Annotated in this window: 11 protein-coding genes and 2 pseudogenes; 5 read left to right on the forward strand and 8 right to left on the reverse strand. The window is 72.8% G+C overall.

Going from position 1 to position 12,027, the window contains the following annotated elements; translation table 11 throughout:
- Window positions 1-11 precede the first annotated feature (11 nt).
- Window positions 12-146, forward strand: a complete 135-nt coding sequence (locus PUR56_RS16110; RefSeq protein ID WP_329949442.1) for a DUF397 domain-containing protein — start codon at window positions 12-14, stop codon at window positions 144-146.
- A gap of 100 nt (window positions 147-246) precedes the next feature.
- On the opposite strand, the gene PUR56_RS16115 is transcribed toward PUR56_RS16110, so the two are convergent.
- The 3 genes from PUR56_RS16115 to PUR56_RS16125 form a co-directional block, all read right to left on the reverse strand.
- Window positions 247-1,311, reverse strand: coding sequence for a CU044_5270 family protein (locus tag PUR56_RS16115; RefSeq protein WP_329949433.1), 1,065 nt, complete (start codon window positions 1,309-1,311; stop codon window positions 247-249).
- Window positions 1,308-1,937, reverse strand: coding sequence for an RNA polymerase sigma factor (locus PUR56_RS16120; protein ID WP_329879120.1), 630 nt, complete (start codon window positions 1,935-1,937; stop codon window positions 1,308-1,310). Before PUR56_RS16120 ends, PUR56_RS16115 begins: the two co-directional genes overlap by 4 nt.
- Before the next feature lie 236 nt (window positions 1,938-2,173).
- Complete coding sequence (locus tag PUR56_RS16125) at window positions 2,174-2,668, reverse strand: hypothetical protein (RefSeq protein WP_329949434.1); 495 nt, start codon at window positions 2,666-2,668, stop codon at window positions 2,174-2,176.
- A 402-nt stretch (window positions 2,669-3,070) separates the two neighbouring features.
- Here PUR56_RS16125 and PUR56_RS16130 point away from each other — a divergent pair, with 402 nt between their 5' ends.
- Window positions 3,071-5,818 carry a M4 family metallopeptidase gene (locus PUR56_RS16130; RefSeq protein WP_329949435.1) on the forward strand — a complete coding sequence of 916 codons (2,748 nt, stop codon included), beginning with the start codon at window positions 3,071-3,073 and terminating at the stop codon, window positions 5,816-5,818.
- Between the two features lie 163 nt (window positions 5,819-5,981).
- On the opposite strand, the gene PUR56_RS16135 is transcribed toward PUR56_RS16130, so the two are convergent.
- Complete coding sequence (locus tag PUR56_RS16135) at window positions 5,982-6,467, reverse strand: DUF1877 family protein (protein WP_329949436.1); 486 nt, start codon at window positions 6,465-6,467, stop codon at window positions 5,982-5,984.
- A gap of 226 nt (window positions 6,468-6,693) precedes the next feature.
- Between PUR56_RS16135 and PUR56_RS16140 the strand changes: the two genes are divergently transcribed.
- A complete protein-coding gene (locus tag PUR56_RS16140) occupies window positions 6,694-7,356 on the forward strand; it encodes a hypothetical protein (RefSeq protein WP_329949437.1) in 663 nt (220 codons plus the stop codon).
- 184 nt (window positions 7,357-7,540) lie between these two features.
- Entirely contained in the window at window positions 7,541-8,446 is a 906-nt protein-coding gene (locus PUR56_RS16145) for an aminoglycoside phosphotransferase family protein (protein WP_329949438.1), read from the forward strand.
- A gap of 239 nt (window positions 8,447-8,685) precedes the next feature.
- Here the strand turns inward: PUR56_RS16145 and PUR56_RS16150 are convergent.
- The 4 genes and pseudogenes from PUR56_RS16150 to PUR56_RS16165 all read right to left on the reverse strand — a co-directional run.
- Window positions 8,686-8,958: pseudogene (locus PUR56_RS16150) on the reverse strand (GNAT family N-acetyltransferase); the annotation flags it as partial.
- Window positions 8,959-9,039: 81 nt separating this feature from the next.
- Entirely contained in the window at window positions 9,040-9,201 is a 162-nt protein-coding gene (locus tag PUR56_RS16155) for a hypothetical protein (protein ID WP_329949439.1), read from the reverse strand.
- A gap of 411 nt (window positions 9,202-9,612) precedes the next feature.
- Window positions 9,613-10,035 (reverse strand): annotated as a pseudogene (locus tag PUR56_RS16160) (transposase); the annotation flags it as partial.
- Window positions 10,036-10,410: 375 nt separating this feature from the next.
- The gene (locus tag PUR56_RS16165) at window positions 10,411-10,986 is read right to left on the reverse strand and encodes a TetR/AcrR family transcriptional regulator (RefSeq protein ID WP_329949440.1); all 576 of its coding nucleotides are present in this window, start codon (window positions 10,984-10,986) and stop codon (window positions 10,411-10,413) included.
- 354 nt (window positions 10,987-11,340) lie between these two features.
- Here PUR56_RS16165 and PUR56_RS16170 point away from each other — a divergent pair.
- Window positions 11,341-12,027 (forward strand): histidine kinase dimerization/phosphoacceptor domain-containing protein (locus tag PUR56_RS16170; RefSeq protein ID WP_329949441.1); only part of this gene is annotated, 687 nt, incomplete at its 3' end.

Genomic DNA, 12,027 nt, shown 5'->3' on the forward strand with positions numbered 1-12,027 from the left:
CCTGTGTCGAGGTGACTGCCGACTTCCCTGGCATCGTCCCTGTCCGTGACTCCAAAGACTTGCAGGGTCCGACTCTCGTCTTCCCCGTCGAGGCTTGGCGCTCCTTCGTCGCTGCGGTCCGGTCGGACGAGTTCGGTTCTGTCTGACGCGACCGTGGATCGACCGGCACGCGGGTGGCCGACTGATACGACAGCGGGCCTCCTGTGCAGGAGGCCCGCTGTCCACGGTCGTTCAGCGGTCGACGCGTCAGGCCTTGCCGGTGCCGGGCGGGCGGCCGGGGGCGTCGGTCGCGACGCGCTTGAGGACGGCGGTGTTGGCGGTGACGGTGCCGGGCTTGACCCCGAAGGCCTCGGTGACCTGGACACCGCGCTCGCCCAGGAAGGTGTAGCTGGTGCGGTCGAAGATCATCTCGTCGCGGGAGCCCGTGGTGGTGTTGGTGCGGGCGATGGCGATTCCGGCGCGTCCGGCGGCGTCGGTGGCGTTGTCGACGAGGACGACGCCGGGGATCCGGGCCGCGGCCTGGTAGAGCGCGGCGGCGAGCTTGCCGGGGACGGCCTGTTCGCGGACCATGGCGAGGACGGTGTCGAACGCCTCCTGGTCCGGTCCGTTGTTTCCGCCTCCCGCGGTCTCGGTGTAGATCTTCTGCAGCAGCACCTGCGGGTCGGTGGGCAGGGTGTTCAGGTAGTCGTAGGAGGGGTACCTCAGGCGGGCGGCGGTGTCCGACTTGAGTGCCTCGCCTCCTTGCGCGGTCTTGCCCTCCTCGGTGAGCCAGCCGGTGCGGCCGTCGGCGGAGCGCCATATCTGCCGCTGGTGGGGCTTGTCGACCCACGTCTTCTCCTCGCCGGTGTCGGCGTTGAGGGAACCCATCAGGTAGGAGACGGTGCTCTCGACGTAGACGTACTGGCCGGGGCGCAGGACGAGGTCGGGGGTGGACTGGGCGGCCAGGGAGATGCGTTCCACCGCGCCGGCCAGTCCCGCGGTGTCGCCGGCCGTGACCTGCACGACGGACGCCGGGACACGGTCGCCCCGCACGGGGGCGGTGTCCGGGTTGCCGAACGTGGTGACCGCCACGGTGGCCGCGAGGGCGAAGGCCGCCAGTGTGGCGGGCAGGGCGATCAGCAGCCGGCGCCGGTTCCTGGACTCGGGTCGGGCCGGCCCTGCGGCTTCGGGGGTGCGGGTGATCTCGCTCATCAGGAACTCCTCGATCTGGCGCTGCCGGTCGGGCTGGACGGCCGGCGTTTCGGCCGCGGGCAGCAGGTGCCTCAGCTCCGTGTCGTCGAGAGGCTGCTGCCGCTCCGGGACGCTGGTCATCTGTTCCACTCCTTGTCCGACCGGGCCGGAACCATCCGGCCACCCTGTATTTGTCCGGCGGCCCGCAGGGGTTCCGGGAGAGTTCTCGGCATCCGCCGCAGCTCCTTGTCGGCCAGTGCACGCAGTCGGGTGCGGGCCCTGGAGAGCCTGGAGCGCACGGTGCCGACCGGGATGCCCAGCGCCTTTGCGGCCTCGGGATACGTGAGACCCGCCCACACGCACAGTGAGAAGACTTCGCGCTCGCCGCGCCGGAGCTTCTCCAACGCCGCCTTGGCAGCCAGGAGTTGTTCATGGTCGGCGAGACGGCCGACCAGCTCGTCGGCGAAGTCCGGGTCCGGTTCGGGGATCGGCATGCGGGAGAGGGCGGCGGTGTGCCGGCGGGCGGCCCTGGCCCGGTTGCGCAGGACGTTGACGGTGATGCCCATCAGCCAGGGGCGGGGCGTCGCCCATTCGTCGCGCAGTTTCTCCCGCAGCCGCCAGGCCTCCAGGAAGACCACCGCCATGACGTCCTCGGCCCCGGAGCGGTCCCCGGTCACCCGGACCGCGTGTGCCAGGACTGCCCGCGAGTGCTCCTGGAACAACTGCCGGAAGGCGTCGGGGTCGCCGGCTCTGATCCGTTCGTGCATCGAAAAGTCCACGTCACTGGGTTGTCCGGCCGCCGTACGGCAGTTCCGGTGACCCGCGTCACAGTCGGGTCGGCCCCGCCACCTGCGCCCCCAACCCCCGGCCTCCGGGGCCCTGGCCTCCGGGGCCCTGGCCCCCGGGCCCCCCGACCCTCCCGGCGAACTCGTTGTCCTGCGCGCCGTCGGGCCGATCGGTCGGCCGAGGCGCGAGGAGGGGGCCGGGAGTGGTCGGGGAGTCGTCAGCGAGTGGTCGTCCGGGACTGCTCCTGCGCCCCGGTCAGGACCTGCCCGCCACCGGCGATCGGCGGCCCGTCGACGTACCAGCCGTTCCAGTTCCCGCTCTGGCTGCGGTCGCGGGACCACATGTGGTTGTAGTCGCTGCCGCGCGCGGTGATGGTGAAGGCGCCGCCGAGGGTCTGGCGGCGGATCACGACCTTGCTCGTGAAGTAGCCGCCCATGGAGGTCCAGTTGCTCAGCTTGTGGGAGCTGCCGCTCGTCCAGCGCGTCCACACGGCATGGTCGGTGCCGATCACGAAGATCTCGCTGTTCCCGTCCTGGAAGCCGAAGTAGGTCACACCGTCGCCGAAGTCGCCGCCGCACAGGAAGCTGCCACCGAACTGGTTGTTGCTGCAACGTGCGGGGATGTTGATGTCACCCGCCGACGCGGGAGCCGCGCCCAGCCCGATTCCGGCGAGGGCGGCGACGGCCGCGACGGCGGCCTTGATCTTGTTCATGTCTGCTCCTGATCGGTCGGGAACGGGCCTTCCGTCCGGGGTGCCCGGGCCGCAACCCGCCCGGGGCCCGCCCGACGGGGCCCTCGCCGGTACCAACGGGAGCAGCCGCCGATCGAGTTCATCGTTCGCCCGCCCACCGCTCGGCGATGGCCGAGCACCTCCCTCCTCGAACGATCGGTCGCGGGTACGCCACGGGCCCCGGATCGGTTGCCCCCGTCGGGCCGGTTCCCGGTGCCGGCGGCGGGTCGTGCCCGTTCGGACACCGGAGGGGTGCGCAGGGGTGCAGGGCTGGTCCGATCGCCTGGACGGGCCGCGCCTCCGCGACCGAGCATCGAGTGACGCATCGTCACATCAGCGTCTTCGTGCCGCCTGTGCCGCATCCGCATCCCCCGGAGGACCGCAGTGCATCACCGTTCCCGCTTACCCGAGAAGACCCGGGGCGTCGGCGCCGCCCTGAGCCTGGCGCTGGCCCTGGCGTTGAGCGCGTCGCCCGCCCTGGCCGCGCCGCCCTCCCCGGCCACCGAGCCCGACCCGGTCCCCGGCCTGGTGGCAGGGGAGGGCACCGCCGCCCCGCAGCTGGTGACCGGACTGTCCGAGTCGGCGCCCGGCAGTCCGGCCGAGGCGGCCCGGGCCCATCTCGCGGCCCATCCCGACCGCTACCGCATCGACACCGCGCAGCTGACGGAACTCGCCGTCGAGCACGCGGCCGAGGGCCGTGACACCGTCAGGTTCCAGCAGTACCACGGCGGCGTGCCGGTGCTGGGCGGGCAGTACCTGGTCCGCCTGGTCGGCGAGGGCGCGGACCGCACGGTGGAGTCGGTCGGCGGCAAGTACTTCACCGGGCTGACCGCCCCCACCACCCCGGCCGTGTCGGACGAGGCGCTGCGCGGGCTCGCGCTCGACTCGGTCGCGGACCGGGGCGCCCGGGGCGGGGCCACGGCGGAGGACGGCGGCCGGATCGTGCTCCCGGGCGGCGGCGGGCGGCTCGTCCAGCGCTTCGTCGTCCGTGCCGCCGACCCGGCCACCGGGGCGCCGCTGGTCCGCGAGGTCTTCGTGGACGCCGTGCGCGGCGTGGTCGCCCTCGCCCGCGACACCCGGGCCCCGTACCCGACCGGGGGAGCCACCGCCCCGGGCACCCCGGCCGCCGGGGCCGCCCCGACGGCCGACGTCGGCGTGCCCGTCATCGGAACCGCCCCCGACATCCTCGGCCGCACCGTCCCGGTGAACGTCGCCCGCCGGCCGGACGGCAGCCACCAGCTCGTCGACCTCACCCGGGGCGCCGGCATCTTCACCTACGACGCCGCCGGGGAGGACGCCGGCGCGTTCCGGGGCCCGATGACCGGCCGGTCGCCGGTCTCCTCCCCGGGCCCGGACTTCCCGGCCTCGACCGGTACCGGCGGAGCGACGGACGCGCACCTCAACGCCGCCGCCGCGTACGACTTCTTCCGGGACCGGCTCGGCCGGAACGGGCTGGACGGCAAGGGCGGCCCGATCGTCTCCGTGGCCAACACGAGCGAGGGCGGCAAGCCGAGCCTGAACGCCTTCTGGGACGGGGTGAAGATGGTCTACGGCAACGGGGACGCCACCTACCGGCCGTTCTCGGTGGCGATGGACGTGGTCGGGCACGAGCTGACCCATGCCGTCGTCCAGCACACCGCGGACCTGGACGGCTCCGCCCAGCCCGGGGCGATGAACGAGGCACTGGCCGACTACTTCGGCAACGCCATCGAGGTCACCACCCGGGGCATCCCGATGACCGACCCCCGTGCGGCCCTGATGAACGAGAGCCTCTGCCGCACCGGCACCCCCGAGGAGTGCGCGCGGCGTCGCCTCGACGACCGCCGCACCACCGTCGACGACTACATCGGGGCCTGGAGCGACGTCGACAACAGCGGCGTCCACCTCAACGCCACCATCTTCGGCGGGGCGCTGTGGGACATCCGCCGGGCCCTCGACCCGCTTGTCGCCGACCGTCTGGTCTACCGCGCGATCACCGAGTACCTCACCCCGCTGGACGAGTTCGTCGACGGCCGCAACGCGGTGCTCGCCGCCGGCCGCTCGCTCGGCCTGAGCCGCACGCAACTGCGCACGGTGGCGGCCGCGTTCGACGCCCACGGCATCAAGGCCGGCTGGCAGAGCCGGATCGGCATGGACAGCCGCGGGCTGCTGCGGAGCGCCGGCATCGAGGCTCCGCCGGCCGTGGCCGGGGGTCACTGGGTGGCGAGCGGACGGGACGACCCGAAGAGCGTCGACGAGTCCCTCTACACCGGCTCCGTCACCGCCCCCGGTACCCGGACACGGCTGAGCCCGCCGGACGGCCGGATCCACCTGTCCCCCGACACCGACGGAAGGACCGCGGTCTGGCAGGCGATCGGGTTCGGGGTGACGGAGGTGCTGGCGCGCCCGCTGTCCGGCGGCCCGGTCCGCAGCGTGTTCAACTCCCCGGACTACGGCATCAACGGCGCCCGGATATCCGATGGGCAGATCGCCGTCCTGGTCACCTCCTGGGCGGACGGCCGGAACCGGCTCCTCGTGTTCCGCGACGGGGCCGACCCGGTGGACATCCCGGTGGCCGAGGGTCACCGGCTGTCCGACCTCGCCTTCAAGGACGGTCTGCTCGGCTGGATCGAGAGCTGGAACGCCGAGGGGGCCACCTTCTCGGCGCCGACGGTCTACTCCCTCGCTGCCGGCCGGATCACCGCGCAGTACCCGGAGAGGGCCCCGGCCGGTAGCAGGCCCGGCTACATGACCTCCACGCAGTTCGCGGGCGGCCGGCTGCTCTGGTCGCGGCGGTCGGCACCCCCGGACCTGCGGGTCGCGATCCGGTCCGGCGCCGTCGACGGCTCCGGTACGACCGACGTGGTGCCCGCCGACTCGCCCCAGGCGCCGCTGGTCGGGGACTTCACGGCCTCCGACCGGGTCGTCACCTACCAGCACGGCGGCGCCAAGCCGAGCGGCGGCTGGACGAACGCGGCGCTCCCCAAGCTGTACCAGGTGCCCGTCACCGGCGGCACCCCCGTACGGCTCTCCTGCAACCGGGGTGTCCAGGCATACCCGGCCGCCGACCGGGGCACCCGGGTGCTCTGGCTGGACTACAGCCCCGGCCGCATCGACCTCGTGGTCCGCGACCGCCCGGCCGGCACCTGCTGATCCGTTTCGCGCGCAGTGGCCCCGCGCGGGCGGGGCCACTGCGCGCCGTCCTGTGCGCCCCCGCCCGGTCGGGGACGCACGGTCGGCCGGGCAGCGGCTGACACCCCGGGCAGCAGCCTGTCCGGGGTGTCAGCCGCTGCCGGGCGGGGTCGGGTGACGGGTCCTACTCGGTCCAGACGAGTACCGCGTGTCGGTAGCGGGCAGCCGTGTGCAGGAAGTCGGCGAGCGAGCGGTAGTGGCCGGATGCCAGGTGGAGCGCTTCCCCGTCCGTCCAACCGGCGGGCAGCGGAACGGCGGTGGCCAGCTCGGCCGGGGTGATGCCGTCGACCAGCGCGCCGGGCGGGAGGTCCGCGAACGCCCCGTCGGCGGCGCCGACCCGCTCCGGGGTGAGGCAGCGCGGTGGTCCGTACCCCCACTGCCCGGCGCCGGGGAGCTCCGCCTCCCCGTGGATGACGTCGACGGGGAAGTCGTGGCGGCGGAGCAGGAAGTCGAGTACCGGCCCGGCCCGCCCGGTCCCGTGCAGCCGCCCCCGGGCGGCCGCCTCGTCCACGTCCTCGTCCAGTTCGGTGACCCACTCCCGCACCCAGCCGGGTTCCGCCGCCGCGCGCTCCAACTGGCGTGCGCTCAGCCGCAGGTATCGCCCGTTCATGCCCATGGCCCCTGAGCCTAGGACCTCGACCGGCGAGATCAACCGCGGGGTCGGCCCTCACGCCGCGTCATGGTGCCCGTGCGGTGCAGGTGCCCGGCCGGGTCCGGTTCGGGGCCCTGTTCCGGGGCCCTGGTTCGGCAGGGGCGACGAGCCGGAACGACCAGCTGATCATGTGGTTTGATGTGCGCTGCTGATCTTGAGGTGAAGGACGAAACGGGGCACCGCGATGGACAAGATGAAGCGGCACGGACGCAATCTCGCACTGGCGGCGGCGGTCGCCGCGCTCGCACTGGGCACGGGCGCGTGCAGTTCCGGCGGCGGCGCGGCAATCCGGGCCGCGGTGGTGCTGTCGGAACCGGACCAGGTGCAGGACGCGTTGCCGAGCCCGGCCTCGCTCCCCACCGGCTGGGGCCTCTCCTCCGGTTCGAAGCCGCCGCAGGCCATCGGGCAGGCCGAGGCGTCCAGCACCTGCCGAAAGAAGCTGTCGGTCGACTGCGAGGGCCTCGAACTCGGCGGCTCCGTCCGCTACGAGCTGGCCGCCGACACCGACAACGACATCCGCTTCACCCTGCTGACCTTCGACACCGTGGAGAACGCCGGCCCCGTCTTCGAGGCACTGGCGGCGTCCCTGGAGAAGGCCGACGACGACGTGCGTCCGATCACCTTGAAGGTGGCCGCCGACCAGGCGCGGGGATTCGAGCAGCCCGCCGATTCGGCTGATTCCGGGGACGGGACCGTCGCCTCGTCCACGGCGATGCGGGTCGGCACCGTCGTGGCCCTGATCGAACTCGACGAGGACGAGCGGGACCACAAGACGCTCCAGCAGTTCGCCACGCTCCAGGCGGAGCGGATCAAGCAGGTCCAGCAGGGCGCCGACCCGGACGCCTGACGCCCCCGGACGCCTGACGCCCCGGGCGGCGGCCCCCGGCCCCGAAGTCGCTCGGCGGCTCGGTAGGTCCGGCCGGCCCGAGATGACCTGACGGGACGCCAGTACGGTTCCCCGACCGGCGGGACCGGAGTATCGGCCGGTAACTCGCTTGCGGTGCACGGAAGGCCGGGCGCAGACTTCGCCCGTGACCGACATCTCCGTCGAAATCTCCGCCGAACTCGTCCGTGCGCTGGTCTCCGAGCAGTTCCCCGAGTGGGGCGGCCTTCCGGTCCGGCCGGTCGCCCGTCAGGGCTGGGACAACCGCACCTTCCGGCTGGGCGACGACCTGGTCGTCCGCCTGCCCAGTGCCGAGGGCTACGTCGCCGGCGTCGAGAAGGAGGACTGCTGCCTCCCGCTCCTGGCGGAGCACCTGTCGACGCCCGTGCCGGAGCCGGTCGCCACCGGCCGTCCGGGGGAGGGCTACCCCTTCTCGTGGTCGGTGCGGCGCTGGCTGCCGGGCGGCACCGTCGACGACGCCGGCCAGCCGGGGGCCGCCGACGCCGTCGACCGCACCCGGCTGGCCGCCGACCTGGGCGCGTTCCTGACCGAACTCCGCGACGTCCCGGCGGTCTACGGCCCCGCGGCCGGCCGCCACTCGTTCTTCCGGGGCTGCCATCCCAGCGTCTACGCCGACCAGGTGGAGAACGCCCTCCACGTGCTGCGGGACTCCGTCGACGTCGCCGCCTGCCGGGCGGTCTGGGCGGGCGCCCTGACCACGGCCTGGCCGTCGTCCCCGGTGTGGTTCCACGGCGATGTCGCCCCCGGCAACCTCCTCGCCGTCGACGGAGGGCTCTCCGCGGTCATCGACTTCGGCACCTGCGGTACCGGCGACCCGGCGTGCGACCTCGTCATGGCCTGGACGTACTTCACCGGCGACGAGCGGAAGGCGTTCCGGGAGGCCGTCGGCCTTCCCGACGACACCTGGCGGCGGGCACGCGGGTGGGCGCTGTGGAAGGCGTTGGCGACGACGGCCGGTCTGTCCGGCCCCGACTCCGGGGGGCTCCAGGCCCGGGTCCTCGTCGAGGTGCTCGACGACCCGGTCGTCGGCTGACCCGCCCGCGCCCCGCTCACCGCGCCCCGCTCACCGCGCCCCGCTCACCGGGCCCCGTCCTGCGGGGCCTTGACGGCCGGTGCGGCCACGCCCCGCGCGACCGGTGCACCTCCGGGCCGGTTCCTGCTGAGGTCGCGGGCGTGGACCAGGGCTTCGCGCAGCAGTGCGACTAGGGCGTGTATCGAAAGCACGGACAGGCCGGACGGGGTGATGTCCCGGTCCGGCCCGTCCGCTCTCTGCTAAAGGTCGAGCTGATACTGGTGTGTCGTGTGCGTGGGTGTGTAGCCGAGACCGTCGTGGACCCGTCGCATGCGCGCGTTGCTGTCGGCGGTGTCGGTCAGGAGGTCACCGAGGTCCGGATAGTCCCTGTGGGCCTGTCGGATCGACTCGGTCTTCATCCATCGGCCGAGGCCGTGACCTCGGTGCTCGGGCAGCACCCCCGTGCCGCAGTGCTGGCCGTCACCTGTGCCGTTGCCGGGGATGACGAGTTCGGTGAAGGCGGCGATCGAGCCGCAGAGTTGAGCTCGGCCGCCTCTTGACTGACCCCTGACCTGACGGCGAAACGCCGCGGCTTGCCAGGGCGTTTCCTCAGTTCAGCGCAAGCCGTCTGTGTCGTCGTGCTCTTCGCCGACCGGGAGTGGCCGACGGTCCTCCACCGGGTCATCGCTGTAGATGGCCGCGGAGACCGCGCTGTCGTAGGCATCGTCGAGGCCGTCACCGCTTGCGCCGAGTATGTTCTCCCAGTCAATTCCCATACCTACGAGCCTACCCGTAGTGTTCGAGGAACCGAGCGATGTGGGCGTTGAGCTCGTCCGCCTGGACAAAGATCGCAGCTTCCTCTCCTGGAAGGTGGGCGGCGCGGCCAGCCTCGTCATCGGGCCAGGTGTTCTGCCTCGGGAGGTTGTGGACGGCTGGGCAGTTGAGTCCCATGGGTCGGTACAGTCGCGTGCATGCTAAAGCCAGTGCCGCGTGTAGTTGAAGCGGGCGGTCGTACCGTGGACGATCCAACCGAGGAGGTTCTGCACGACCTGCTGCTACCAGGTCGAGTATCGCGAAGACAGTGCAGACAAGCACTACCAGGCCCACGTTCCAAGGCTCCATGAAGTGTTCGGCCCAGAGGAGTCGACCGCCAAGGTGATGATGGACTGGGCTCACGATCGACAGGGCTGGCGGGAGGCGTAGGCCTTGTCGGCCCGCACGCGGTTGGGGCGGACGCGTGGCCGTCCCGGACCGATGCGGGGCACGCGGGCCTTGTCCAACACGGGTTCGAACTGCGGGGAGTCGCCGCGCTGCCCGGCCGTGATCACGATCGACATGGGTTTCTGACCCTGCTCGACGGTCAGGTGCAACTTGGTGGTGAACCCGCCGCGTGAGCGACCCAGTCCGTGATCCTCGGGTTCGGTGAACACACCGCCTGGCGGTTCCTTCTGCAGCTCGCCCTGCCTGCGGGCCCCAGCCGCATGCTGATGAGCACGACAGACCGTGGAGTCGACGCTCAGGTCCCACGTGATCCTCCCCTTCGCGTCGGCCAAGGACTGCAGCCGGGTGAAGACCTGATGCCAGGTGCCGTTCCGCTGCCACCGGCGGAACGGAAGGATGTCCGTGCCGCACGCCACGACGGCGGCCACGCCCTCGAAGGCGAGGACGGGCACGCCGTAGGCGGACTCCACGGGGTGGCGCGGCACCAGGCGGGAGAGTCGGTCGCAGAGGTCGGGGTGCGCATGCAGCTGCCGGTTGCCCAGGGTGAGGTCGTCCGGGCCGCGCGGCAGGGTCGAACGCTCGCGGAAGTAGTCCAACAGGGCGCGGTTCTCCGGCAGTTCGGGCAGTGCCGGGGCCGGGGTCGGATCCGGGACGTGCCCTCGCCGTCGCATGCGACCGACCCTGGCGGTCCGACCCGGCGCACCGACAGGGCCGGGCGCGGCCGTCCCGGGCGCCGGTGCGGATCCGCGACGGATCCGCGTAGGTCAGGGCGTCACGAGGCGGTCGACCGCGGCGTTGACGAGTGCGTGGCGCTCGGCCTCCGAGAGGACGTCGGGGAGGGTGAGCTGCTCCACGATCAGCCAGTTGAACGCCAGGTAGAGCAACCGGACGGTGGTCTCGTCGCCGGGCAGGCCCGAGGCGAGGTGGAAGGCGACGTTGGCGTCGAGATCGGCGCGGACCCGCTCGGTCAGGACCGCGCGCAGGTCGGGGCGCCGGGTCGCTTCGAGTCGCAGTTCGAGCAGCGCCAGGTAGCCGGTGCGGAACGAGCTGACCCGGTCGACGAGTTCGTGCATCGAAGCGGCGTACGACTCCCGGTCCGTCACGCCCGTCTGCCGGCGGGTGATCTCCGAATCGTCGGGGCGGAGGCGTTCGTAGACCCGGGCGCTGGCCTGCGTGAGCAGGTCGTCGCGGTTGGCGAAGTAGTTGGACGCGGTGCCGACCGGGACGGCGGCCTCGGTGTCGACCGCCCGGAAGGTCAGCCCGCGCGCTCCTTCCCTGGCCAGAACCTCGATCGCGGCGTCGACGAGGGCGGCTCGTCGCTCGTCGTTCCTGCGCGCCATGGACACCACTCCGGTTGAAGTACTACGGCCTGACCGATTCGCTCAGAGTACTGCACCCGAGAGCGGCGCATGCGCAAGCTCGCGTCCCACCTCGCGGTCTCCGTCCACGGCCACCTCGCCGGTCCCGGCGAGGAGTTCGGCCCTCCACCCGTACGCCCGTACGGCGACCCGTACCGCGCCCCGTACGGAGCCGGGAGGCGGGCCGCGGCCCCCGCCGGGTGGACCGGCGCCGCTGCGCCGGGACCGTTCCCGGGGGCAGGTCCGTGCGCCGCTCGCCGCCGGTGCGGCCGTCGCGGCCTGCTGTGCAACCCTGTCCCGGGAGTGGCCGGGAGGCCGGACGCAAGGGGAACAGACATGTCCATGAGTCGACACACCGGGTCCGAAGACGCCCGGGAGCCGCTGCACACCGACGGCTCCGGGCCGCCGTGGTCCCGTAGCGACGCGCTCGTGGCCGTCGGCGCCTGCGCGATGAACCTGCTCAGCTACGCGTTCCTCTCCGGCCTCGACGGCCGGTACCAGGTGAGCCCGGCCGGACTCCTCCTCGTCGGGGCGGCGGGCCTGCCGCTGCTCGCCCGGCGCCGTCACCCGGCGACGGCGCTGGCCGCCGTCCTGGCACTCGACGGGATCGCCTCCCTGGTCCTTCCGCTGCCCCCGCACCTCGGTGCCGTCCTCGTGGTCGCCCTGTACTCGGCGGCCCGGGCCCACTCCGGCCGGGGGACGGCCGTCGCGGCCGTCGCGACGGTGTCGGTCACGCTGCTGAGCCAGAATCCCGGCCGGTGGCCGCTCTGGCAGGACGCCCTCTCCCCGGTCCTCAGCACCCTGATGGTCGTCGGCGCCGCCATGGTGGTCGACCGCTGGCAGCGTGAGATGGCGATCAAGCGGACCCTGCTGGCGGAGCGCGCGGTGGCGGACGAGCGCCGTCGCATCGCGCGGGAGCTGCACGACATCGTGGCGCACCACATCACCACCATGCAGCTGATGGCCGGCGGCGCCCGGGCCAACCTCGGCCGCGACACCGAGGTCGTGCGCGAGGCCCTCGTC

It is taken from the genome of Streptomyces sp. BE303 (assembly GCF_036290945.1).
In the GTDB taxonomy this organism is placed as follows: domain Bacteria; phylum Actinomycetota; class Actinomycetes; order Streptomycetales; family Streptomycetaceae; genus Kitasatospora.